We start from the raw sequence: 24,345 nt of genomic DNA on the forward strand, positions 1-24,345 counted from the left end.
GGGGGGATCGTTGGAAGGGGAGGATCATCCGTGTTCGCCGGGTGACAGGATCCAGAGGTAGTCGACGATGATGATCGTCAGCCACCCGATGACCGCGATGATTGAAAGAGTTTTCAGCGCCAGGATGCGGCGACCGGGTCCGCGTTGACGGGGCCCACAGGGGAGCCCCTTGCCCTTAATCGAACGCGGCTTACGGGTACCTGACGATGCTGCAGCGAATTTTGGTGCCGCGACACCTTGACGGGCCAGATGCTGCAGAACCTTTGCCTTATCGTCCTCCGTGAGATCGGTAAGGCCGCCGGTCTGCACGGCGAGGATTAATTCGCCTGTAGGCAGCGCGATGAGGCGCATGCACTCTTTTTCTGACCAGATCCGCCAGATGATCTCATGGGGCTGCCGTTGAAAGCTCATGGCACGGAGTTTGGGGTGTTCGCGATATTGCTCGGGAGCAGCATCGAGAGGGGGGTGATCAGGTCATCGGCGATCCATTTTTCGACCATGACCAAGGATCGCGCCGAAGGCAGGGGTGGCAAGCCGAATGCGACCAACTCACTGGCCTTCTTGGCAGCGATTTCAGGCAGCGACCCCATGTTTTGGAGGTAGCCCCACGCGGGCGCTGCCATGCGAGGAAGCTTGACCGTTTCGATCGCCTTTGCTTTGCCTTTTGCCTCCTTGAGACGCTTGGGAAGGTGTTTGTCACCATCGATGAAATCGGCGACGCTCTCGTTGAGCACGGCGACGCGACGAGAGGCAGGAAATAGGCGCCCGAGTTCGTAGAGATTGCTCAGGCCCGATGACATGGCGCCCCGGGCCATGGTGAGCACGATGGCGAAGGTCAGGGTTTCCCCTTCCCCAAACAACGCGTGGCTGCTGGACTGAGCCCAGACCTGAAGGGCTTGGGTGAGATTGGCACCGAGCGACACGATGGCGAGATCCGCTTCCTGCGCGCGGGTCATCGCGTCGTCGAGAGGCGCGAAAGCCTTATCGGGGTTGCGATAGAGCTCTTCGGGGGAGGTTGAGCCTGCCATGACGTGGACAGCTTCGGGATAGAGATTTGCGAGGCGCTTCTCGATTTCGACCTCGATCAGGACCGGAATCTGGCCTCTCTGGCGCGCCGCTAGATAAATACCTTCGGCGACGAGGTCTTTACCAACCCCGCCTTTGTCGTTACCAATGATGACTGCCAACCTTAACTCCTTAGATCTTTGAAATAGGCTGGAGGACGCCAGTTCACGAGGACTTCTTCTGGTAAAACATCTCTAAGTTTAGAGGATGCGGTATCATTGTCCAAAAATTCAGGCTTCATATCAGTAGAATGACTATATTCAAGCACTCTTGACGGAACGCCAGGAAGATTTTGAACATTGAAAAATTTAGCCTGATTTTTATTTCCGTTAGGAAACAATTTTTCATGCACATACAAAGCAATACTTGGGAAATATCCGTCGCTTATACTGTATCTCAAAGGTATGATCACTATAATTGGAATTTGATTAGAAATGCCATGATACGCAACAAATAGTTCAGTCTGACTCCCGCGAATTTCGAAAGAGTACAATGATCCTGGGATAGGATCTATATTTATAATGTCAGAATTCAAAGTAACTATCCTTATACAAGAGACGCGTCAGCACCATTACATTATATAACTCAGGATAAGAACTGGAGATTAGGTTTTGTGTTTAGATTATGATAATAAAAGAATCTGTTGTTGATAAGTATTGCGCTTGTTGCATTTGCGATATCCGCCCTGCGAGGCTTTGTATTTAATGCGTCGGGAGGCCGGCAACCAGAATCAGTGTCACTCCGACACGATGAAGGCGCATGACCTACATCAACCGGAGTAACTGTTCAGGTATCGCTCACCGGCTGACGGGCACGAGATTGGGTCTGAGAGCGTCGCTGATGATCTTGAAGGCTGAGGTCTCGTTGAGGCGCCCGGTGGCGATGACGCAGATGGCAGCAGCGTAGAGCATGGTGCCCACTGCGAGCGAAAGCAGCCCGTGACTTTGCGGAAGACCCAGACGGCCTGAGGGCGCTCGCACCTGTTGTTGGTGGCCGGGTCGTTCGCTTGACGGCTCGGACGAGCTTACGCCCTACAGGGGTGGGAGGCGGTGTGGCGAGGAGCTGCCCGAGGCGCCGGTCGAGATTGGCTTAATACTGAAGGAGGGTGCTGTCCTTGAGGAGCTCACGGCGTCGGCCGATCGCGATGGCTCGCTTGAGCAGGTGTTTGAAGCCCGGCCCGAAAGCCGTGTCGCCGCCGTCGATGGCCCATTGAGTGTCGTGCAGGAGGTGGGCGAGGCAGACCTGGCGCTCGAGGCCGTGGTTGTTCTGCCCGGCATATCGGTCTGCCACCGACACATCCGGTTTCGCGCCGTCCAGAAAGTCGACGACGACCTTGGCGCCGCGTGTCTACGCGATGAAGTGGTAGACGGCGGTGGACGACGTCAGCACCCATAGCCACCACGTCTGGCCCATGACCCGCGCCGTGGTCTCGTCAGACGCGATGACCTGCTTGCTCGAACGCGCGACGCGATGGCGTCCGCGGCCCGCGTCAGTGGCACCTCGCGGCGCGCCAACATGTTGGAGATTTGGAGATTGCGCCCTCGCTGATTTGAGACCGAATACCTCCGCCATCAGCCGGGACAAGCGTTCAAAGCCGATCGCCTGCGTGACGTGACGTTGGAGGTGGATCACGAGCGCCACGATGCCCGGAACCAAAGGGCTGGCAGGCGCCAGGTCCGCGGGTGCCGGCGCGCTGAAGGCCCGCGACAGCAAGGACAACGGCCGCGGTGACGCAGAACAAGGGTCACCACGGGCTGGATCGGCGGCAGGTCGATGTGATCATAGGCGTGGATATCCCCGGCCGACAGGGCGTGATCGCAGTGCGGGCAGGCATCTGCCAGAACGGCGATCGCCCGGTCGTGTGCTGCGCTGAGCGCGCGGAAAGTGCCTGGACGTTCCTTAAATTTCGCTGCGCGGCGTTCGGCTCGGTCCGGTTTCTGGCCCCGGCTCAGCGGTACCGATGAGTTTTCCGGCGTCTTGGGCGGCTGTCCAAGCTCGGCTTCCGGCGTGGCAATGCGCTCCGTCAGCCCGTGATCTGGGCGACCTGCGCCAGCACCAGCGTGATCAACTCTTCCTTGGACAGTCGCTTAAGCGTTTCGCGATCCATCCTTCCATCGAGTCAGGCGAACCGAGCCGCGTCAAGCCGCGCTGGACGACGCCAGCCACTTCCATGAACCAGTCGGGCTGAGCAGTTACCAACCCGAGCGGGGCATCGTCACTCGCGAGGAGGCGATGAGCGTCGGCAGGGGTGTATACAGGCCAGTCATTGAGCCGCGAAAGCCCGGAAGGGCACACGGTGCGTCAGCGCGAGCACCCACCGGTTCGGCGTGGTCGAAGATGGTATTCAGCCATGTGCCTTTTCTCCCGAGTCTTCCTGGCGGGGTGCTGCGCTTCAGGCTGATGGCTGACGTGGTCTGTGGGTAACGGCGCCGATCAGGGCGCGATCTGCAGGTATGTCGGTGATTTTGATACACCCCCAGGTATCGCAACGTCGATGCTGCTGGGTTACTTCAAAAGTCCTTTAGAAAAGTCGGGCCTTTGCGCGTCCGCTTCGGCATCATTTCGGGCCTTCCGATCGATGCGCTGGAACAAAGCCATAGCGCTGTCCCCATGAGACTTTTGATGTGGATGGTCGCCACCGGGCGGCGGTTCGGAGGGTCGCTTTCGAGGGACATCCGAGCCCGGCACGTGGGCCCGTTCCGCCATGGCTCCCGGCGTTGGCGGTCGATGCCGAAGATCCTTTCGACCCGCTCGCTGGGCCGAAGCTGCGGCACGCGCGATGTCCTGTCGCCGAATAGAGGCAATCAGCGCCGTGAGGTGGCGTCCCGTCAGGGGCGCACCGTCGGCCCGCACGATACCCTGGGCGGTGAGCCCGGCCGCAATATCGACCCAGGTCGCGCCGTCGTTACGGAGTGCTTGAATCTCGCCAAGATGCTGGCGCACAGCCGCCATCGCCCCCGTGCGCGGCTTTCCATTGGGGCCGACACCAGGACCTCGCTTAGCCTTGCGGGCCCCAACGTCGCGACGGAGTTTGTCGGTGTCGAGCGACATGGGTATCCCCTGTGTGGAAGGCCGGAGGGTCTTGTCGGCACAACCGTATGCATCGGTTGGCGAGGCACGTGGTACAACAAAGTGCAACACAAGGCCACAAAGAGCAACTGAAAGGCAACAGAAAGGCAATAAGTTGGTACGGTCACACCTTACGCACTAAAGTGCCAAAGGGTCGCCAGAGCGCCTAAAACGGCTTGCTGACGAGCCCCAAGATCGTCACCCTTCTTCAAATCATCCTCCGGTCATGCTCATGCCGTCCACCCTCGTTCTGCAGCTCGATCCCAACCTCGCGGCCCGCCTCGCCGCCGCGGCTGAGAGTTCAGGTCTTGACCCCGATGACATCGTCCTCCGCGCCCTGCGCGATCACCTTGACAGTGTGACGGCCTACGGCCGCGTGACCGACGATCTGGCCCTGATCAAATCCGCCCTGGCCGACCTCGCCGGCGTTGTGGGTGAGGCCCTGGCCGAGCCCGAGGCCGGTGCGGTTGACGCGATCTGCCGCTACCGGCCCGAAACGGCGTGACCGCGTCCCTCCATTGCCTCGGCCTCGGCGCCTCGGCCGGCACCTACTACACCAACGATCCCTACCGCGAAGCGCAGAACCGCGACGAGTATTATGCCCGGGATGGCGGTGGGCTGTGGTGGTCACCGTCCGGCTCCGTGGTGAGCCACGACGCGCAGATCGATCTCGCCTCCTTCCGCGACCTGTGCGCCGGGTTCGACCCGCAAACCGGCAAGGCCCTGGTGCGCGGCGCCGGGGAAGGCCATCGGGCTGGATGGGACGTGACCTACTCGGCCCCCAAAAGCTTATCCGTCCTCTGGGCCGCCGCCGACCCTGATCTCAGACGGCAAATCGAAGCCATCCAGGCGGCCGCCGTGGACGAGGCGCTCCGCTTCCTCGCCGATGAGGCCCTTGTCGAGGTGCGGCTTGGTGCCGGTGGTCGCGTTCGCCAACCTGCTGCCGGGCTGACCGTGGGGCGCTTCGCGCACTACACCTCCCGAGCAGGCGACCCGAACGTGCACACCCATTGCGTGCTCATGAACGTCGCCGCGGGCCGCGACGGCAAACTGCGGACGCTGGAAACCTATAAGCTCCATGCTGCCTGCCATCTCGCCGGAGCGGCCTACCGGGCGGCCCTGTCGACGCGATTGGTGGAGGCGTTCGGCATTGTGGCTCGCCCGGCGGGCCGTGGGCAGTTCGAAATCCGCGGCGTGCCGCAAGACGCTCTCGACGTTTTTTCGAAGCGGTCAAAGGAGCTGGAGGCCGCGCTCGCCGGCGGGCGGGCGGGATCTTCCGCAGCGCAGAAGGAGGTCGCCAACCTCAGCACGCGCGGCGCCAAGGCCGACCTGCCGAGTGGCCCGGAGCTTGAGGCGCGCTGGCAGCGCGAATTCGAGACGCTCGGGGCTAATCCATGGGAGGGCGTGCGTCATGACGGGCGCGATCCTGCGGCTCAACAGGACATTGGGCTGGATCGGCCCTTTGATCCACCCGAGATCGTCGGCACGACACCCGCGGCCCTCGCGGCTTCGGCCCTGTTCCGACACGAAACGGTGATCGACCGCGCAGCCCTGCTGGAGCAGAGCTTGATCGAGGCCAGCCTGCAGGGTGTCTCGATCGCGCAGGTGCGCATCGAGATGGCGGAGCTGGAGCGAGACAGCACGCTTCTACCTCTGCCGGGGGGCGAGCCACGCTGGACCACGCCGGCCTTGGCGGTCGTTGAGGCCGCCCTGCTCCGCGCTGCCGATCGGCCCGCAGTGCCTTCTCGGGTGCGACACGAGGCCTTGTCGGTGGCCTTGTCTGCAGCGCCGGAGCTTTCCGCTGAGCAGCGAGCCGCGATAGAACATGCCACCGGCCCTGGCGGGGTGGCGGTGATCGAAGCCGGCGCCGGCACTGGCAAGACGACGATCGCCAGGGTGCTGGTCGATGCCGCGATGAAATCCGGGCTCAAGGTCCGGGGTCTCGCGCCGTCATGGGTGGCAGCCGATGAGCTCTCTACCTCAGCTGCCATTCCGGTGCAGGCCATCGCCCGCTGGCGTTACGACCTCGCGCAAGGGCGAGGCGAGCCGTTCGATGCCGACACGCTGGTGATCCTTGATGAGGCCGGCATGGTCGGTACGCGCGACATGGAGGCGGTGCTGACGGCCGCAGCGGCAGCCGGAACTCGCGTGATCTGCCTGGGGGATCGGCGCCAACTCGCCGCCGTCGCGGGGTCCAGCCCCCTTCGGGCGGTCGTGGATGTGCTGGGCCGCCATGCCACGCTTGGCGAGGTGCGACGCCAAACTCTGTCCTGGCAACGCGCCGCCTCTGTGCTGATGGCACGAGGTGAGGTGGAGGACGGCCTGCGGGCCTATGGCCGTCACAGCCGCATTGCCCTCGTGTCCGGCGCGACTGCTGCGCAGGAGCGGGTCATCGCGCTGTGGAGCGAGGCCCGCGCTCGCCATGGTGACGATGAGGTGATCATCGCCGTGCGTCAGAACCGGGATGCGGCGGCGCTCAATGCCGCCGCTCGTGCCACGCTGCGCCGAGAGGGTAAGCTCGGCCCCGAATTTGTCGTGAAAGTCCGCGACCGTGACGATACCACCAGGGATCTCGGCCTTGCGGTGGGCGACCGCTTGCGGTTCGGGGAGACATTGACCCGACACGGCATTCGCAACGGCACCCGCGGCGTCGTGCAGACCCTGGATATGAACGGAACCGGTGAGGTGCGGCTTGCAGTTCGCCTGGACGATGGCCGCCTGGTGACCGACACCCTCGCTGGTTTTGTGCCTGACGGTGCGCGCCGCGGTCGGGAGGTCGCCCGCTCGCTGCCACGGCTGACCCATGCCTATGCGGGGACGGTCTATGCCGCCCAGGGGCGCACGGTTGCCGAGGCAGTGCTTTACATCGGCAGCGCCACTGATGCGCGGGAGGTCTATGTCGGGCTCACTCGTCATCGGCAGGACGCCACGGTGGTGGTGGAGCGTGACCGGCTCGAAGCCGCGGTGCGTGTGAGCCGAGGCGACGTTCGTCTACGCCCGAGCGACGCCGAGCTGCAGGAGCGTCTCTACGTCGAAAGCCGCCGCTACAGCGAGAAGCGGAACGTCATCGACCATGTCGAGGACCGGGCGGCCTTCATCCAGACCGGCGTTCTATCCCCACCCCGCCCGGAGCTGGCGCTCGATGTCCGCCGCAGTTTCGAAGCCGGCCGCCGGTTACGCACCACCATGCGCGAGATCGCGGCGGCGCCTCGACTGACGCTGTGGCGGCTCGCCCTTTTCACCAGAGGTCTTGATCGCCGCCTGGCGCAGGGGACGAGGCTTCTTGTCAATCGGCTGAGGGGCCTTGACCCATCGCCCGTTCCTAAGCCAGTGCGGTCGCAGGTCGAGCAAGGACGCTCGGGTCCGGAGCTTTCACGATAAAGGACTAAAAAAACCAGGATTGAAGCCGATGGCGCATGTGAATGAGAACCGCTGCGATCGGTTTACGTTGGGTGCACCCAAAACAGAGTACCGGATCAGCTACTTTGGGGTGGGGAGATGAAGTTGCCCTCCAGCTAGACTGCGGACATTCGGCTGTGCGCCAAGTCCGGCCAGTTTGCTCCCGCCTTGCGCTCGCCAGAACCGGACATTGCTGGTCAGGAACCGCGCGGCCGCGGTGGGTGGGGAGCGGTCCTTCGGCGGTCCGGTGGACTCCGCGCGCGCAACGAGCGTCGAACGCAGGCGCGCGGAGGAAGGCCGGCTTCCTGTGCCGCCGGTCTTTGCGGTCGCGCTCAACCACGATTATCGTTCAGCCGAGGTGTCCGGATCGATCGGGCATGTGCGAAATGTCGGTTCGTGGGAGAGCCATAGTGTCCACGGAGAACGCGATCGCGAATTATTGGGCCACGGGTGACGTATACGCACTGATCGTGGAGGCCTTGCGAAAGGCGGGCAAACCGCTCGACCAGCTGACGCTGCCGGACCTGGCGCCGGTCGACCACTACCATGCGCGTGGTTTTCAAGCGACGGTCGAACTGGCGGACCGTCTGACCATCGGACCGGATGACCATATCCTCGACATCGGCTGCGGCCTGGGCGGTCCGGCACGTTACTTCGCGATCCGGTTTGGCTGCAAGGTTAGTGGGATCGATATCACCCCACCCTTCGTCGACGCCGCGCGCAAGCTGACGGCGCTGCTGCACCTGGAAAGTCAGGTCGAGATCGCACAGGGCGATGGACAGCATCTACCATATGCGGGCGGTGTCTTCGACGGGGCCTTGACCCAGCACGTGACGATGAACGTCGCCGACCGGCCTGGCTTTTTCCGCGAGGCGTACCGTATATTGAAACCAGGCGCGTTCTTCGCGCTGACGGAACATGGCATGGGTCCCAACGCGAACCCTCACTATCCGGCGCCCTGGTCATTGGACGGGGGCGGGTCCTTCCTGGCCACACCGTCTGAATCGCGCGTATTTCTGGACGCTGTAGGCTTCCGCGATATCGTGGTCGAGAATACCGGCGAGAAGTATCTCGCGGCCTATAAGCAGGGCATGGCGCTCGCGGCCAGCGGGGCGATGCCGGCTTTGGGTATCCACATGCTCGCCGGTGAGCGTGGCGCGGAGAAAATGCGCAATGCTGCACGCAACATTGAAGAAGGGCGGACGCAGCCTGTGCAAGTGATTTGCCGCAAGCCAGCGTGACAGGGATTGTCCTTCAATCGCGGGACGGTTCGAGGTGGGGAAGCGACGAAGGGCCTGTCACCTGTAGGTCAGCAAAGGTCGGGAGCGGTCAGACGGAGAGGTCCGACGAACGGCTGCTTCTTGGCTCTCCTTAATACAGACCTGCCAGTCTCTTTTCGGCCAAGCTAGGTCGCCGACCAGCGGAGCAAATCGCGTTGCAACCGTTCCGCTTCCCAGCTCTGCGGCACTTTTTGGATTCGGCTTTTTGTGCTTGGCTATGATCAGTCGAGATCGACGTGGCACATATCGTCAAGGAGAAAGGTAGACCTTTCTCCTTGATCCGTTAATTGGCAAGCCAGCTGCCCTGCAGTCCAATTCAGTCTACCATGGGTATGCGATGGAGAACCGAGGGTGTTTGGTTCGTAAAAAGCACCCTATGACAGACCGCAGTTTGGGCTCGATTTGACCCTCAGCGGCTGTTCGGAAGGTCGGCTTCCGACCATCATGACTGGCTGTGCGCAAAGGTGATGCTAGAGCTGGCGCTGCAGGCGCGACCGAAGCCTCAGGGTGAGATACCCTCGTTGGTCCAGGCGTTCGGCTGCGGGATCGTTCGGAGCGACAGCGGGCCGGCAGCCGCCGAGACCAGGGGGATACATGCGCAACTTCGAATCGCCCGGCCGCTCTCTGGCGGTCTCTCGGACCGGCATGGCCGCCACGTCACACCCGGCGTCGACCCTCACGGCCGTCGAGGTGCTGAAGGCGGGCGGAAACGCCCTCGACGCGGCGATTGCTGGGGTGGCCGTGCAGTGCGTGGTCGAGGCGGGCTCCACCGGCATAGGCGGGGATTGCTTCGCCATGCTGTCGGTGGAGGGGTCGACCGACGTCCGGGCCTACAACGGATCGGGCCGCACCCCCGCCGCCCTGACGCGAGACTCGTTGGTCGGGGACGGCGTCACGGCCATCGGCCGCTCGTCGCCTCACGCTGTCACCGTCCCGGGCGCCGTCGACGCCTGGTGCCGTCTGGCCCGTGACTTCGGCCGGATGCCGCTCGAGGAGCTACTGCAGCCCGCGATTGCGCTGGCGAGGGATGGTTACGTCCTGACGCCCCGCGTGACGGCCGATCTCGCCAACCAGCGGGACCTGCTGGCGCAGGATCCGATCGCCCGGGCGACGTTCCTCGTGGAGGGAAAGGCTCCCCAGATGGGATCGGTGCAGTGCCAGCCGCTGCTCGCCGATACGTTTGAGATCGTCGCACGCGAAGGTCGGGACGGGTTCTACCGAGGCGCTGTGGCGCAAGACATGGTCGAATACCTTCAGAGCCTCGGGGGTCGCCATACTCTCGACGACTTCGCCTCCGCGGAAGGCGAGTACGTCGCGCCGATCTCCACGGCCTATCGTGGTCGCACTATCTACGAGTGTCCGCCGAACGGGCAGGGGATCGTGGCGCTGCTGATCCTCAACATCCTGGCGCGCTTTCCACCGTCCCGCGATCCGTTTGATCCCGAGGCCATGCATCGGCTGGTGGAGGCGACCCGCCTGGCCTATGCCGCCCGCGACGCGATGGTCGCCGAGCCTGCCGCTGAAGGAGCCACGGTCGAACGCATGCTGTCGGATGACTTTGCCAAAGAACTCGCCAGCCGTATCATGCCGGATCGTGTCCTGGCTCCGTTGCCTACCTTCGATGTGAAACAGCATCGGCAAGGGACCCTGCTGGCTTTCGATAATTCAGGCAGTTACGGCGCTTATCGGCGTCAGGACCCCGCGCCGATCCACACCTCGACCTCAACCGCGAACGTACCATGGAGGGTCTGAAGGCTGCCCTCGCACGCGGACGCAAAGGTGGACGGCGCAAGAAGCTGACTGACGCCGACCTCGCCGCGGCGCGGGCCATGCTGAAAGAGCAGACAATCTCCGTGGCCGACATTGCCAAGCGGCTCGGCGTCACCCGCACGACCTTCTACCAGTACTTCCCGGCTGCACGTCGTCAGGCAGGAAGCCTCTGATGCCGATCCGGCCGGAGTTCAAATGGCTGTATCCGCTCGACTGGCCCCAGCTCTCGGCCGTGATCCGGTTCGAGCGGGCCAAAGGACGATGCGAAACATGCGGCCGGCCCCATGGCCAGCAAGTCCGGCATCTTGGCGACGGCAGATGGTTTGACGAAGAGCGCCAGGTATGGCGGTGCGGGCGAGGCCGTGCTCTGCCGCGCCTCGTCGCCCTCGAGTGCGAGACGATCCGGCTGACCAAGGTGGTGTTAGCGACCGCCCACCTCGATCACGATCCCGGCAACAACCGACCGCGCAACCTGAAAGCGCTTTGCCAACGCTGTCACATGCTGCACGATCGTGACGAGCATCGCCGACAACGGTGGCTGACCCTACGCATGCGCAAGGCGATCGGCGACCTGTTCCTCGGACCTTACCGGCATTGCTATGATCCGTCCTCCAGGCTCGAAAGCCATACATCGGGCTGGACCACTTCAAGGAGGGAGGATTACAGCCCCCTAGACGTGCCGAGAGATTAATCCCAAGCAGTGAAGGCGGGGGCGCATTCTGTCGGTACAGAGGGCGCGTAGCCTCGACATATTTATGCGTTGGGTCTGTCAAGAATTTCAGGCATTTGCCGCGGTTGCCCGAGTTCAAATCGCCGCAGACGACCGTTTAAAAATCTGGTGAGGGGGCGTTCAAACCATCGATAGGAGAGGATGCCGTATCCCAGCGACGATCCAACGCCCGCAACGAGGAGGGACAGGGCTGGAAGCAAATTGTGCAGCCCCAGCCCGTGCCAAGCCTTCCCAATCGCGTAGAGAATGAACTGATGCGACAGGTATAAGGAATATGACGCGTCTCCTATCCTGGTCAGGACACGTGGTGGGGTGAAGACCTGGCGGGCATCGAGGGAGATGCATCCCGCGACAAGACAAGCGGCGGGGAGGCCAAAGTAAAGAACGCGCCAAGGATCCAGCTCCGACGCCACGAGGTTTTCCCGTCCGGCCACAACAATCGCCAAGCAGGCGATGACGATCCCCGCGACTGCGGGTGTGCATCGAAACGCGAACCCGCTCGCATAGGCCCCGCCAAACAGATAACCGATGAGGAACTCCAACGGCAAAGCGCTGAAAACCACGCTCGCGAAGGCAGGAGCCGTGACGACGTTTTCAAGTAAGGCTCCAGAGACAATGATAGTACAAAGCGTCCCCGTCCGATAGCGAAGCGGGAGATGGATAAGGCCGCCGACCAGCACATAGAAATAGGCCTCGAAGCAAACAGTCCAGCCGACGCCCAGCAGCGTTCCAATGACGTGGTCGTTGTTGTTCGATAAGACCATCAGATAGGAGAGTTCCACGTGCGTCACGTCGAGCTTCAGATGCGCGAAAGCCGTCGGGACAGCCAGCAAGATGGCCAGCGTCACAGTCGTGTAAAACCAGTAGCAGGGTCCAATACGGATCAGCCGCCGCCCGAGGAACTGACTTGGCGACACACAACTGCCTCGGGTGATATAGGCAATGATGAATCCGCTGATGACAAAAAATATATCGACACCTGCCGCGCCGGCGTTCGTATAGGAAAAATTATAACCGCCTTGTTCGTTGAGCATGTAGCTCGCGTGGAAGACGAGCACCATGCAGGCCGCGACGCCGCGCAGAACTTGGACCGAAGCAAGGACCGGCTTCGTCTCCGCTCTCGGGAGGCCTGTCGAGTCAGGGTTGCCCAAGCGTCCCCCTACTCCAACCCACAAGATTGGGATCGGCGATCGGTTGCTCAGCGTCGTCCATCGAAGCCAGAAGAGCGAAGAAGAAAGATAGCACGATCGTTGGGGTATAGGCCGTGTAAATCGTGATCGTCAGGCCATTGATCACATAGGCGCAGGCTGCGATGCCTGCAGCCGCCGCGACGAGCCGTGACGTCGTGTCGTGACCTCGCAGGCCTTGCAACACGGCGGCGCCCGCAGTGACGAACATGGCGAGAAACGACACGAGCCCCGGCACGCCGACCTCCGCCGCGAGTTGTGGGAATGTGCCATCAGCTGTGCCGACGCTTTCGAGTTCACCGATATAATGCTCCGGAAAGGGGCCAATCTCGTTGGCGCGCAGAACATCGAGCTGATGGAACGTGAAACCGTCGAGTCCCACACCGGTCGCGGGATGGTCCAGGAACATGGACCAGGCGACCTGCCAGAGTTTTAGCCGCATCGCGACATTGTCCGGATCCGAAAAACGCTCCCAGATTTCCGGGCCGAGCCATGGTATCAGCGCCGCCCCGCCCGCGACGGCGCACAGGAGAGTGACGACCACGGCAGGCCGAACCGCGCGGAACACGACAGCGATGCCGACCGCGGCCATAAGCATGGCGATCAGGGGGCCGCGTGAGAAGGTCGTGGCCACGCCGGCAAGGCAGGCGAAGGCCGCAGTCGCGAAGCAACTCTTGGCCTTCGGGGTCTCCGCCAGACCGAAACGCCCGAGACAATAGGGAAAAAGCATGGACACGGTGGTGCCGAAGTACAGCGGATTCATCTCAACGCTGAAGCTCCGGTAGATGAACCCGGTGGACTCCCGCTGGCCCCAATAAAGCAAATCCCCCTGCTCCCCGGTCGGCTCGGCCAAATTCTCGATGAGGGGGTTCCACCCGATGGTGAATTCCACGACACCATAAAGACTGATGAGGACACAGCCCAGCAACAGCGTATTGAGCGGCAGGATTGCGTCAGCCGACGAACGGACGAGGCGCCGCGTAAACGCATAGACCGTTATCGGAACGGCAAAGCAACGGATCACCCCATTCAAGTTCGACAGGGGGGCGTGGCTGGTCAGGACCGAGAGCAGCAGAGCCAGTCCATAGGCCGTGAACGCGATTGTGATCGGGTGGATGCGACCACTGGGTCTTGGGGGTGAACGGACGAAGATGATTGCGGCCGTGATGCCGAGTATCAGCAAGGAGGCCGGAAATGGCGGTAAGAACGGGACGATCGGGATCGCCAAATATAACGGACAGATGATCTGCGCGAACAGGAAAGCCATGAAGGCCCAAAGGGGCCGATGCGCTAAGATGATGGTTACACCCATGCCAACCAGCAGGATGACTGCTGAGAGCGGACTGGTCACGAAGAACAAGCCACACAGCAGGAGCACGGCCGCCGCGGCAGGGATCATGGCTGCCGACATGCCAGTCGTCATCAGATCGGGTGCAGGTTTCCGCCGTCGGGCGTCATGGGGTGCGCGGAGCTGCCCAAGTGCGGACCCCCACTGTTTCCGCCCTGAGAAATCTGTTCAACCTCGAAGAGGCGAACACGTCGACATAGCGAACCAAGCATAATGGAAATCTCGACAAGTCACAAGGATAAAAAATCAAACATAATCAATATCTAATACTGATCAGCATTAGACAGCAAGTAGAGCAAAAAAAATTTAAGCGGCCTATAAAAACTGTTGGAAATTTGACGATTGTTAAGTTATGTTAACCAGATTGTTCCGCGGTCCTTTCCATGACGCTTGTGTATTTGCTTGCCTTACGAGGGCTGCTCTAGTGGATATCTTCAATATTAATTCTCATAGCGTGGGTAGAGCGCTCATTATATGGGATTGTTTCATTGCAATTTCCATTCTAATAATTTCTGAACGTCTTACAGGACAGCCCCTTCTAAAAGATGTGACAACAACACTACATCTCTGTACTTTTGTTACTTTATTTTCCGTATCGTTTTTTTCAATGGGTCTGTATCGAAACTGTTACAGATCCCCAGAGCACGTTTTCGAAAAACTGGCGGCCGCTTTCGCGATGGTCGTTATTGCCATGTTTGTTCTCTCATCCGTTCACCCGGCTTTCAAGACAAATTTGACGACAATCTTCGGCGCGACTTTCTTTGGTTGCGTTGCGGTTTTTCTCACGCGACTTGTTGCAGCGCGTTTTGCCGAAACTGAGCGTTTTCGGCGTCGGATCCTTGTCGTGGGCGATCTAAAAACGCTCTGCGCGCTCGATCGGCTGCAGCATGCGGGGCGCACCACGCGTTTTACGATGTTCTCTCCCGGCGAAGACAGCCGACCGGTGCGAAGCGATGCCGAGCGTCTAACCCGGTTGCTGCGCACGTCCAAGGCTCGTGACCTGGTGGTGTCGGACGATTATCAGGCCTCTCCCGGCATTGCCGCCGTGCTCCTGCGTTGCCGGCTTGACGGGGTTCGGGTGACGCTGATGAGCGCATTCCTGGAACGGGAAACTCGCAAGCTCGAGCTAACAGATCAGGAAGCGCATCGTCTGATCCTGACCTCCAGCCCGCACCGGAGCATCGCAAGCCGGCTTGTGAAACGGGCCATCGATATCTCGGGCAGTCTTGCCCTCCTGACATTTACGCTGCCGCTGCTGATCGTCGTAGCAATCGCCATCAAGCTGACCGATCGAGGCCCAATTTTCTACCGACAGGCACGGCTCGGGCTTGGTGGACGGCGCTTCATGATCACGAAGTTCCGCACGATGAGTGTCGAGTCCGATACTGGCAGCGCGCGCTGGGCGACCCTGAACGACAAACGTGTCACACGGGTGGGCCACTTGTTGCGTCGGCCCCGGATTGACGAGCTGCCGCAACTCTTCGACGTTCTTTGCGGGCGCATGAGCCTGGTGGGACCACGCCCCGAACAGGTGCAGATCTGTGACAAGCTCTCGGCGACAATTCCGCTCTACGATTACCGGCATCTCGTTTTACCGGGACTGACCGGATGGGCCCAGATCAATTTGCCCTATGCCGATTCCCTGGAGTCGACGATCGAAAAAACGCAGTACGATCTCTACTATCTCAAGAACGGCAGCATCGTCCTCGACCTTATGATCCTAGCGCACACGATCCGGACCGTGCTTTTTTCGGAAGGATCACGCTGACGTCACCGCTCGATGCTCAAGCGTAATGAAAAATCATCGCCATTAGGGCGGCCCACAAACCAAGACACACTAGGATGATAAATCTGGCGCTGCGGACGCGTGACCAGCGACGCGGTTCGGTGGAACCAACTTGGCCGGCAACCTGTCCAAAGCGAATATTCGCAGTCTGGTTCACTTGACCCCCGTCAAGTTCAAGAATGTGATCGATATTGCTTTCGAGTTCGTTAACCGTCGATCCGCCCTAGATCGGCACCTCTTCGACGAGACTTGATAGGCTAACAAGCGGGCGGCATAATGGTTCGATGAGGCAATCCCGATTTTGAGGTGGCCGCCTTAGGTTCTGTGTGGGCTCTGTGCCTATATCCCGGTCCCCCCTGACCCATGCGCGTCACGTCAGCGTGAAGGAACTGAGCCCGCGCGAAGAGCGGCCGCGGTGATCAAGCGCAACAATTGTGGGGCAGCGCTGGCCAAGGAGTACGAGGCGACGACCCGGCGCCGGCCATTTTCAGCAAGGGTGCGGCGCAAGTCCGGTCGTTCAATGAGTTCGCCGATGGCAGCGATCCACTCCGCCTCGCTGGTCGCAAACAAGCCAGAACGCCCATCTTCGACGATGTCGCAATTGGCCCCGACGGGACTGCTCACTGTCGGGATGCCGAGGCTCATATACTCGATCAGCTTGAAGCCGCACTTCCCGCGCGTTTCCTCATCGTCGGTCAGCGGCATCAAGCCGATGTCGAACGCCTGGATATCGGCCACCTCGGTCGCCATGCGCCAGGGTTGAAATGTGACCGGAAGGTCGCCCACTCCGAACGGCTCGGCACCAATGAAGACGAAGCGCAAGTGATTGAAGCGCCTGCAGAGATGCCTCATCGCGCCAAGTAAACCCCTGAGATAGCTCGATCCCCGCGGGGTTCCGATCCATCCGATGGTCAGCGTCCCGAGCTGTAGGTGATCGGCGGGACGAAACACATCCGTGTCGACCACCGTCGGCACGATTGTGATGTTGTCTTGTCGCGTAAAGCGCGATGCGAATTCCTGCAGGTGGCGGCTGCCGACCACAACATGATCCGCAAGCCGGATGATCGCTTCCGTCTTGCCAAAATCCCGGAACCGATCGAGCGGATTCCGGTAGACCAGCGAGCGAAGGTAGATCGCATCGTCGAAGTCGAAGATCAGCCGGCCCGCCCGGCGCTTGAGAGCATGTTCGATCCATGGCGGACCGAACGGGAACGCCTCGCGCAGCAGGTAGACCACGTCGAATTGGCCCGCGCGAAGAATGTCGCCCAGGCGCTCGGCAGCCGCGATGGTCGTAATCGCGGCTTTGGCCACCAGCCCGCCGGGTTCGTAGAGGCGCATCGCGGCGCGCGACGGAACCAGCGGCCGCACGGTCACCTCAATCCCGTGCGCTTCGAGATAAGGCTGGAACTGATAGACGCGAAACCGGCTTGACGGTCCCTCGATCGGATGGGGGACAATGAACAAAACGCGTAGAGCCGCTGCCGCGCTCACAAGCTAGGCTCCACGGCGATCGCGCTCACACCACATCGGTGTCCCCCCACGCGAAACGCCACTCCGCGCCAGCGAAAGCCGCGTCCGTCGATGCGGCAAGCGGGTGCGCCACCATGTAGAAGGGCTTGGGATTGAAGCGTTCGGGCACGGGGATGAAGCCGAGCCTTTTGAGAACGCGGTCGAGCAGGCCCCCGGCGCAGGCGAGCGCGCCGACGATTGAGGCCCCTTGGGTCTTCGCATCGGCGACCGCCGATGACACCAGCGCCAGACAGGCATCGGGCTGCTCTTCCCCGACCAGGTCGACGATCAGCGAGCTCTCGACGCCGAAGAGGGTGCGCGGGGATGTCACGAGCCCGCTCGCCGACCCTGTATCGCCGTCGTGGGCAAAGATCCGGTAGCGGTAGGCCGGGTGCTCACGGTAGCGCCAGTTCAGGGTGGCTGGCTCACGGAGAAATGCAATGCCGCGAGTCTTGTCGGATCCGCCGCCACGGAGCCAGTCGAAATCGGTGACGAGGCGGGCCGGCTTCTCGCCGCCGCGCGCTAGCGCTGCGTATAAACCAAGTGCGCGAGCCGCGATATCACCGCCGATTGCCGCCAAGCCCGGCGGAATGCGGGTTGGCAGGCCCTCCGTCAAACGCAACCCCGGCAGGGGCCGCACGAGGAGCCGAGGCGCGAGAACACGGCGCCACCCGAGCCGTGCCGAGGTCAGCAGGCGATAGGAATTGGCATTGGGGAAGTTGACCCCGAATGCGTATCTGTCCGCCGAAGCGAGCTTGGCCCAGGCATCCGCCACTTTGATCGCGTAGGCACCTGAAAGACCTTTGGTGGCCGCCGGATCGACCATGAAGTCGAGACCATGCGCCACCTTGAATGTCCGGCCGTCCTTGATGGCGCTGCGCGGGCTGAGGCCGGCGAAACCGATCAGCGCGCCGTGCCGGCGCAGCAGGATGCCACTTCCGGGCCCGGCAGGATTTTTCTGGAACAACCATGACAGAAAAGCCATCGTCGTATGTGGATGATCAGCGCCCCAGACGCGGGCGCGCAGGTCGAGCACCTCCGCATCATCAAGGCCTGGGCGGTAGGTCTCGATCTCGATGTTCATCCGCGTGCAAGGCTCCGCGCGCCGTTCAGGTGGTACAGGGCCAAGGTCCGCTCCACCATGGCGTCGGCCGAAAACATGCGGGACAGACGCGCGGCACCTTGGCAGCCCATGCGGTCGCGGAGTGCGGGGTTGTCGGCCAGCCGGATCAATGCCGCCGCAAGCCCGCCTGCGTCGCGCGACTCGACCAGGCAGCCTGTATCGCCATCCAAGACGAGATCAGGCACGCCGCCGACCCGCGTAGCCACGACCGCCTTGCCGGCCGCCATCGCTTCGAGGATGGAAATCGGCATTCCCTCCGAGACCGAGGGTAATACGAAGATGTCGGCGGCCGCGAGCAATGCCGGAATATCGCGGCGCTCGCCCGTGAAGACCACTTGGCGCTCTATTCCGAGCTTGGCACAGCGGGCCGAAAGCTCAGCCCGCAACGGCCCATCCCCTACGATCACGATCTTTGTGCGGGGGTGATGCGCGAGGACCGCCGGTGCCGCATCGAGCAGCATGTCAAGCCCCTTGAACCAGACGAGGCGCGCGACTGTAACGATCAAAAGATCGTCGTCGGGCGCCAGTTCCGAACGCACAGTCAAGCGGAGTTCGGGCGGCACGTCGAAGCGCTGTGGGTCGATTCCATTGGGGATGGCGATGACCTTGCGGCCCGGCGCGATGCCGGCGCGCACGACCGCGTCGCGAACTTGCTGCGACACGGTCACGATAAGATCGCAGGCGACGGCGAACAGCACGCGGTCGTAGACCCAGAAGAGGCCGCGAAACAGGGGATTTGGGAGGGCCAGGAAGCCAAGGTTGTGCGCCGTATTCACCACTAGGGGAACGCGCGCTAGGCGGGCCGCCAGCGCCCCGATCAAAACGGCTTTCGACATATGGGTGTGAACCACATCGAACCGGCCGGCACGCAGGATATGGATCAGTTCAAGGAGCACGCGAAAGTCGGACTTCGGCAGGGGCAGGCGCGCGAACGGCACCTTGATCACGGGTACCGACAGGGCTTCGAGCTCGCGTGCGTGCTTGGCATCGATGGAGGCACACAGGACTACGAGATCGCAATCGCGGTGCAGCCCGCGCACCAGCGTCATCACGTGGTCCGGAACACCGCCGATATCCATACGCGTGACCACCTGGGCGACCTTCAACCGCGGCGTGGCGCCGCTCGCGGGCTTGACGGCGCTTTTCAGGACTGAGTTTGAGGCCTCGACCGCCGTCATGGTCCGGCAGGCCGGGCGTAAGCAAGAAGGCGGCGATTGACCGAACCAACGATGTTGCGGAAGAGCGCGGATTCCTTGAAGGCCAGCCAGTCAAGCGCGCCAGCGAGTTTCAACCGGAACACCAGCGGACCGTCGCTCGCAGAGACTTCCGTACGGCGCAGCGCGGTCCGTCGTGTCGCCCGCGTGTTCATCCCTGGGACCGTCGTGAACGCGAGGTCATAGCCGGCGGCCGTCACGGCCCGCTCGACCGCCGCGTCGACATCACCCTCGGGGTAGGCGAAAGCAGTGACGGGCCCGGCAAGCGCTGTTTCCAGCTGCGCACGGGCCACGACCAATTCGTGGTCGCGCGCTCTGTCGTCGATCTCGGTCAAGCGCGGGTGGGTGAGAGTATGCGAACCGATCTGGACCCCGTTTGCGGGCAGAGACTGAAGGCCTACGAGGTCGAGGAACCGTCCGAATTCCGGCGGGTCGCCGTGCGGCCACACCGCGCCGCTGGTCTTGCCGAGAAATCCGGCGATCACGAAGACCGTAGCGGGAAATCCGTAGCGGGCCAGGAGCGGAGCCGCATAGGTGAGGTTGTCCTCGTAGCCGTCGTCGAAGGTGATCAGAACGGCTTTGGGGTCGAGCGGCACCCGTCCGGTCTGCATGGCGGAATATTCGGATAGGGAGATGCCCCGCCAACCGTCAGAGGCGAGATGGCGCAACTGCTGCTCAAAGGCCGCTGGCGTCACGCTGATTTCGCGCGAAATCGGACCGAGTCGCTCGCGCGGATAAGCATTGACCCGATGATAGAAGAGAACGCGTAGCCCTGGTGTGTGCGGTCGAAACAGCAGACCGGCCGCGCCCAGCAGGAGCTTCAGTCCATGCTTCAGCTCGATGCGAAGCCGGGACACCATTAGCCCGCTCACGCCGCCGACCGCGCGAGCGCGCCTCCGGCAAGAGCCTCGGCATAGACCTGATCCATGCGGCCCCAGCGGAATTCGGCCAGCAGCCGATCAAGCTTGGACTGCATGGTGTCGAGATTGACGTAGTGCCTGAAGCGGGCCACGGCACCGACCTTCGCGCGCGGCTGGCCGGGATCGATTTCCCACGGGTGAAAATAGAAATTCACCGGACGCGCCTCAGCACAATTGACCCGGCGGACCGCCCGTCGCCAGAGCCCATAGGGAAGCAATCGGAAGTAGCCGCCTCCACCGGCCGGCCAGCGCCGCCCAAGCCAGGGTACGGCCGTGATGGGAATTTCGACGACCGGCCCTGGGCCAGGGCGGAACGGTTGCCGGGGCGCATCGGGCGAGCCGTAATGATCGTGCCGGATCGGGTTGATGCTCGAACTGTAACGGTAGCCGGCATCTGCCAGCGCCTCGAAGGCCCATTCGGTCCGGTCGTTGATGGAAAAGTTCGCCGCACGGTAGCCGAGAACGGCTTGGCCGCCGATGTCCTCCAGAACCTTCCTGGTTCGCGTCACGTCGGCCGCGAAGGCCTGGGGCATCTGATCCGTCACCCGGATGTGGTCATACCCATGACTGGCGATCTCGTGGCCGGCGTCGACGATCTTTCGGACAAGCCTTGGATAGCGCTCCGCGACGCATCCGAGGGTAAAGAACGTTCCCTTGGCGCCCCAGCGATCGAACTGAGTGATGACGCTCTCCGTGCTGGCCGTGACGCGCGATTCGAGGCCCGCCCAGCCGGCGCGCGGATAGGCATTCGCCAGAGCGGCCGCATGAAAGTGTTCTTCGACATCCACGCTCATGGCATTGAGCGGCGACTTATGGCCGCGACAGGCATCCTCAAGAATTTCGACAACCCGCATCACGCGGCTCCTTAAGCGGGCTATCTTTTTACGGCAATTCACAGCAACTCGGTCATACCATTTGCTAACTATCAATACATCATGATGAAAAGACCGCGAACAGTCTTTGAATATATTCAACAATGCATATGAGTAAAGCAGTTCGTCCCTGTTTCCACAAGGACTATCGTTACGTCGCTTAGCCGTTTCAGGCTACCGTTCGAGCTTGGATTGTAGACGGTCGCCGTGTTTGATCAGCGCTGCCCCAAAGCGACGACATTTCCACCCGACGCCGAGGCGAGGTTTCGTTCGACTCGAAGCACATCGCCGGGCGCGACGCCGGTATTGTCGTCGGCGGCCCGGTTGGTCGTCGCACCTTTGCCCTGAAGCCAGAACCGCGTGGTCACGCCTTCGCCACCAGGCTGCCCCTGGAGGGCGGCGGCTTCAAGCACGATACTGGTCTCTGCGCGCACCTGCTCGCGCAGTCGCTGGATTCGACCTTCGGCATCCTGCTGATCGACGAGAAGCTGCACCCGGCGCTCCCGAGTGATGTTGGCGCCCTGCAGCTCGGCCTGGTTGCGGCCATTGCGGGCTTGATTCAACAACACCTGGGTTTGCAGCGTATCGCTCTGCAAGCGGTTTTGCTCGCGGTAGAGGTCGTTCAGGCGGGTGATCGGCGAATTGCCATGGCTGACGAGCACCTGGACGTCGGTGATCTCGCTGAGAAGCTTTTCATCCTGCCGCCCCTGCGATTTGATCCGCTCGTCGAGGGCCGCCATCTCGTCGGTTCGGATTGCCTGTTCTCGTTTGAGAAGCTCGATCTGCTTGGCAAACCCGGTGACGCGCGTTGTCAGAACGACCTGTTCGCGCGCGGTGAGTTCGCTCAACAAGGGCGCGCTCGCTGCATCGTCGGCCTGAGGAGCCGCCAACATGGCAGTCCCGTCGATCTCGGCGTGGAGCCGGGCTTCCTGCACCCGGGCGACAGCGAGTTCATAGCGGGCGACCGCGAGAGCCTCGACAGCTCGAATCCCCGCGACAACAGTCTGCAGGTAGTCGTTCTTACCCCGGTAGCCTCCCGCCACGGCGACCGCCTGCGCGACAGTCGCACCGGGAAACCACGGGTACATGCCGGGAGTAGCGACATCCCCGAGAACGAAGAACGGGCGATAGTGCGAGACTTCGACAGCCACGACCGGATCGACGAATTTCGCGGCGAGCTTTTGACGAATGGCGGCGCTCGCCTCCCGCACCGTGTTCCCCGCGAGGTTCACGCCATCGAGCAGAGGCAGCGCCACATAGCCGTCATCGACGATCGTGGCCTGCCCCGAAGCCTGGGGCTGATCCTGGACGATCACGCGGATCTCGTCGCCGGTCCCGAGCCGGTAGGCGGTCCCATCCGGAGTCTCCTGGGCGGCGGTAACCGGACCCCAGCCGGCGAGCAATGTCAAAATCAAGAAAAAACGCAATGTAATCACGACCGGACGTCCCGCGTTCCGCACCCGTTTGCTATTGTCCTCGAACCATCTTTGCCTCATGTAGAAGCTCGTCCGCAAGCCAAGACTTGCCCGACCTGATCGCCGTAGATTTGGAAACGATCGTGCGTCGGTGGCCCAAATCAGTTGCACCAGGTGTCGACATGGCGGCTGACGTTGGGTCCCAGGAGTTGCGAGGCGAGGCGCAAGCTGCGTCCCGCTGGGAATTCGCAAAGGTCTTGCGCAACGCCTCGTATCTTATGGTGGCGCAGGTTGCGACGCGCATCGCCGGGTTTGCCTATGTGCTACTTCTCGCACGGGTGTTGCCCGAGGCCCAATTCGGCTTGCTGAACCTAGCGCTGTCCGTGCTGTTGATCGCGGACATGATCGCCGACCTCGGTCTCTCCCGACTGACGATCCGGGATCTTTCGCGCGACGGCACCGCGCCCGAGCCGATCGTTGCACGACTTCTGTCGCTAAGACTGATCCTCTCGAGCCTCACCTATGTGGTCATGATCACCGTGGCCTGGAGGCTCAGTGGCGCGGATCTATTTGCCAGCATTCTAATGATCGCGGGACTGAGCCTCCTACCGTCCGGCCTCGCGACGATCCTCGAAAGCGTGCTGCACGCGCAGCAGCGCTTCTCCATCGTGGCACTGGCGCGTGGCTGCCTCAGCCTCGGTCAGGTCGGGCTTGGTATCTCGGTTCTCCTCGCGGGCGGGGGCGTCGAAGCCGTGGCGGCCACCTTCGCGCTAGCCTATGGGGGGTTTTTCGCAGCTCTCGCCTGGGCGTTGACCCGATCTGGATTGCGATTGCGATTGACACTCGACGCCGCTTTCTCGCGCAAGTGGATGGTGGCGGCCGTGCCCTTCGCTCTCGTTGGTGTCATCTTCGCGCTGAACCTTCGCGTCGAGCTTCTGGTCCTGGGCTGGTTTGCCGATGCGGGCGGAATTGCCACCTATGGCATGGGCCTCAAAGTGGTCGAAGCGGCCCTACTGGCCACGCTGGCGCTCGGAACGGCGCTCACGCCTCTGTTCTCGCGCTACTACGCCCAGTCGCGCCCTCAACTCGTAGCCCTTTACCTGCGATCGCTTGGTTTCGCTTTCCTGCTGACCATTCCGGCGTCTCTCGTCGCGATGGTGACAGTACCGCCCGTCCTCAGGCTGCTTCTCCCGAGCGCTTACGATCCGGTCGGCCCGCTGTTGCACATTGTGTTTGCCGGCTTCCCGTTCTGGGTCGCCTATTATCTGAATGCGTCGCTTCTGCTCGGCACCGACCGCCAGATCCATGCGACTGCGGTTCTGGGTGGGGCTTTGGCGGTCCAATTGGTCGTGAGCCTCATCCTTATTCCCCCGCTTGGCGCGACGGGTGCTGCCGGCGCCTTTGCTGTCTCTGGATGTCTGTCCTGGTTGGGAACGACAGTCTACGTCGAACGCCTGCTCGGGCTCGGGACGGCGCTCGCCGGCATAGTCGGAAGGCCTTTCGCGGGCGGAGCTGCATCCATTGCATTGGTACTGGCTGGCAGCGACTGGTGTCTGCCTCTCGGGCTTGCAGTGTTTACACTCGTCATGATGACCGACCGCTCAGTGCGCGCTCTGGTTCTGCGGCATCGCCCATCGCCGAACTGACGGCGTCCCTCG

At 62.1% G+C, this 24,345-nt stretch carries 22 protein-coding genes and 2 pseudogenes; 9 read left to right on the forward strand and 15 right to left on the reverse strand.

The features are described 5' to 3' along the window. Positions 1-24: 24 nt before the first annotated feature. From M8523_RS25460 to M8523_RS36840, 6 genes are all read right to left on the reverse strand, one after another. Positions 25-351, reverse strand: a complete 327-nt coding sequence (locus tag M8523_RS25460; protein WP_282587700.1) for a hypothetical protein — start codon at positions 349-351, stop codon at positions 25-27. 56 nt (positions 352-407) lie between these two features. After that, positions 408-1,187 (reverse strand): hypothetical protein, encoded by a 780-nt coding sequence (locus M8523_RS25465; RefSeq protein ID WP_282587701.1) that lies wholly within the window; start codon positions 1,185-1,187, stop codon positions 408-410. Between the two features lie 2 nt (positions 1,188-1,189). Continuing rightward, a complete protein-coding gene (locus M8523_RS25470; RefSeq protein WP_282587702.1) occupies positions 1,190-1,600 on the reverse strand; it encodes a hypothetical protein in 411 nt (136 codons plus the stop codon). 554 nt (positions 1,601-2,154) lie between these two features. Next, complete coding sequence (locus M8523_RS25475) at positions 2,155-2,355, reverse strand: hypothetical protein (RefSeq protein ID WP_282587703.1); 201 nt, start codon at positions 2,353-2,355, stop codon at positions 2,155-2,157. A 57-nt stretch (positions 2,356-2,412) separates the two neighbouring features. Continuing rightward, positions 2,413-2,778, reverse strand: a complete 366-nt coding sequence (locus M8523_RS25480) for a transposase (protein ID WP_282587704.1) — start codon at positions 2,776-2,778, stop codon at positions 2,413-2,415. Then, positions 2,694-2,873 (reverse strand): hypothetical protein, encoded by a 180-nt coding sequence (locus tag M8523_RS36840; protein ID WP_428351288.1) that lies wholly within the window; start codon positions 2,871-2,873, stop codon positions 2,694-2,696. The genes M8523_RS25480 and M8523_RS36840 overlap by 85 nt, the downstream gene beginning before the upstream one ends. Between M8523_RS36840 and M8523_RS25485 the strand changes: the two genes are divergently transcribed. Further along, positions 2,793-3,029 (forward strand): hypothetical protein, encoded by a 237-nt coding sequence (locus M8523_RS25485; RefSeq protein WP_282587705.1) that lies wholly within the window; start codon positions 2,793-2,795, stop codon positions 3,027-3,029. The two genes, M8523_RS36840 and M8523_RS25485, sit on opposite strands and share 81 nt — an antisense overlap. 541 nt (positions 3,030-3,570) lie before the next feature. Here the strand turns inward: M8523_RS25485 and M8523_RS25490 are convergent. Then, on the reverse strand, positions 3,571-4,116 hold the full coding sequence (locus M8523_RS25490) for a hypothetical protein (RefSeq protein ID WP_282587706.1): 546 nt from the start codon (positions 4,114-4,116) through the stop codon (positions 3,571-3,573). A gap of 250 nt (positions 4,117-4,366) precedes the next feature. Here M8523_RS25490 and M8523_RS25495 point away from each other — a divergent pair, with 250 nt between their 5' ends. The 6 genes and pseudogenes from M8523_RS25495 to M8523_RS25520 all read left to right on the forward strand — a co-directional run bounded on the left by M8523_RS25495 (position 4,367) and on the right by M8523_RS25520 (position 11,274). After that, positions 4,367-4,639 carry a hypothetical protein gene (locus M8523_RS25495; RefSeq protein ID WP_282587707.1) on the forward strand — a complete coding sequence of 91 codons (273 nt, stop codon included), beginning with the start codon at positions 4,367-4,369 and terminating at the stop codon, positions 4,637-4,639. Continuing rightward, on the forward strand, positions 4,636-7,515 hold the full coding sequence (mobF, locus tag M8523_RS25500; protein WP_282587708.1) for a MobF family relaxase: 2,880 nt from the start codon (positions 4,636-4,638) through the stop codon (positions 7,513-7,515). The genes M8523_RS25495 and mobF overlap by 4 nt, the downstream gene beginning before the upstream one ends. 395 nt (positions 7,516-7,910) lie before the next feature. Next, positions 7,911-8,774, forward strand: coding sequence for a class I SAM-dependent methyltransferase (locus M8523_RS25505; protein WP_282587709.1), 864 nt, complete (start codon positions 7,911-7,913; stop codon positions 8,772-8,774). 633 nt (positions 8,775-9,407) lie between these two features. Beyond that, a pseudogene (locus tag M8523_RS25510) lies at positions 9,408-10,448 on the forward strand (gamma-glutamyltransferase family protein); the annotation flags it as partial. A 74-nt stretch (positions 10,449-10,522) separates the two neighbouring features. Beyond that, positions 10,523-10,756, forward strand: a pseudogene (locus tag M8523_RS25515) (helix-turn-helix domain-containing protein); the annotation flags it as partial. Further along, positions 10,756-11,274, forward strand: coding sequence for a hypothetical protein (locus tag M8523_RS25520; RefSeq protein WP_345894297.1), 519 nt, complete (start codon positions 10,756-10,758; stop codon positions 11,272-11,274). The pseudogene M8523_RS25515 and the gene M8523_RS25520, both read left to right, overlap by 1 nt. A gap of 62 nt (positions 11,275-11,336) precedes the next feature. Here M8523_RS25520 and M8523_RS25525 read toward each other — a convergent pair whose 3' ends face one another. Then, on the reverse strand, positions 11,337-12,488 hold the full coding sequence (locus M8523_RS25525) for an acyltransferase family protein (protein WP_345894298.1): 1,152 nt from the start codon (positions 12,486-12,488) through the stop codon (positions 11,337-11,339). Next, positions 12,451-13,911 carry an O-antigen ligase family protein gene (locus tag M8523_RS25530; protein WP_282587711.1) on the reverse strand — a complete coding sequence of 487 codons (1,461 nt, stop codon included), beginning with the start codon at positions 13,909-13,911 and terminating at the stop codon, positions 12,451-12,453. The genes M8523_RS25525 and M8523_RS25530 overlap by 38 nt, the downstream gene beginning before the upstream one ends. A gap of 361 nt (positions 13,912-14,272) precedes the next feature. On the opposite strand from M8523_RS25530, the gene M8523_RS25535 reads away from it, so the two are divergent. Further along, complete coding sequence (locus tag M8523_RS25535; protein WP_282587712.1) at positions 14,273-15,616, forward strand: sugar transferase; 1,344 nt, start codon at positions 14,273-14,275, stop codon at positions 15,614-15,616. A 393-nt stretch (positions 15,617-16,009) separates the two neighbouring features. Here the strand turns inward: M8523_RS25535 and M8523_RS25540 are convergent, their stop codons facing one another. The 6 genes from M8523_RS25540 to M8523_RS25565 all read right to left on the reverse strand — a co-directional run bounded on the left by M8523_RS25540 (position 16,010) and on the right by M8523_RS25565 (position 22,768). Next, on the reverse strand, positions 16,010-17,125 hold the full coding sequence (locus M8523_RS25540; RefSeq protein ID WP_282587713.1) for a glycosyltransferase family 4 protein: 1,116 nt from the start codon (positions 17,123-17,125) through the stop codon (positions 16,010-16,012). Between the two features lie 25 nt (positions 17,126-17,150). Then, positions 17,151-18,227 carry a hypothetical protein gene (locus M8523_RS25545; protein ID WP_282587714.1) on the reverse strand — a complete coding sequence of 359 codons (1,077 nt, stop codon included), beginning with the start codon at positions 18,225-18,227 and terminating at the stop codon, positions 17,151-17,153. Then, a complete protein-coding gene (locus M8523_RS25550; RefSeq protein WP_282587715.1) occupies positions 18,224-19,444 on the reverse strand; it encodes a glycosyltransferase family 4 protein in 1,221 nt (406 codons plus the stop codon). The genes M8523_RS25545 and M8523_RS25550 overlap by 4 nt, the downstream gene beginning before the upstream one ends. After that, positions 19,441-20,340, reverse strand: a complete 900-nt coding sequence (locus M8523_RS25555) for a polysaccharide deacetylase family protein (RefSeq protein ID WP_282587716.1) — start codon at positions 20,338-20,340, stop codon at positions 19,441-19,443. The genes M8523_RS25550 and M8523_RS25555 overlap by 4 nt, the downstream gene beginning before the upstream one ends. Positions 20,341-20,348: 8 nt before the next feature. Further along, entirely contained in the window at positions 20,349-21,254 is a 906-nt protein-coding gene (locus M8523_RS25560) for an XrtA system polysaccharide deacetylase (protein WP_282587717.1), read from the reverse strand. Between the two features lie 233 nt (positions 21,255-21,487). After that, the gene (locus M8523_RS25565) at positions 21,488-22,768 is read right to left on the reverse strand and encodes a polysaccharide biosynthesis/export family protein (RefSeq protein ID WP_282587718.1); all 1,281 of its coding nucleotides are present in this window, start codon (positions 22,766-22,768) and stop codon (positions 21,488-21,490) included. Between the two features lie 101 nt (positions 22,769-22,869). Between M8523_RS25565 and M8523_RS25570 the strand changes: the two genes are divergently transcribed. Beyond that, the gene (locus M8523_RS25570) at positions 22,870-24,333 is read left to right on the forward strand and encodes an oligosaccharide flippase family protein (protein ID WP_282587719.1); all 1,464 of its coding nucleotides are present in this window, start codon (positions 22,870-22,872) and stop codon (positions 24,331-24,333) included. The last annotated feature ends 12 nt before the right edge of the window (positions 24,334-24,345 follow it).

Origin of the sequence: Lichenifustis flavocetrariae (genome assembly GCF_026130545.1) — a bacterium.
In the GTDB taxonomy this organism is placed as follows: Bacteria; Pseudomonadota; Alphaproteobacteria; order Rhizobiales; family Beijerinckiaceae; genus Lichenihabitans; species Lichenihabitans flavocetrariae.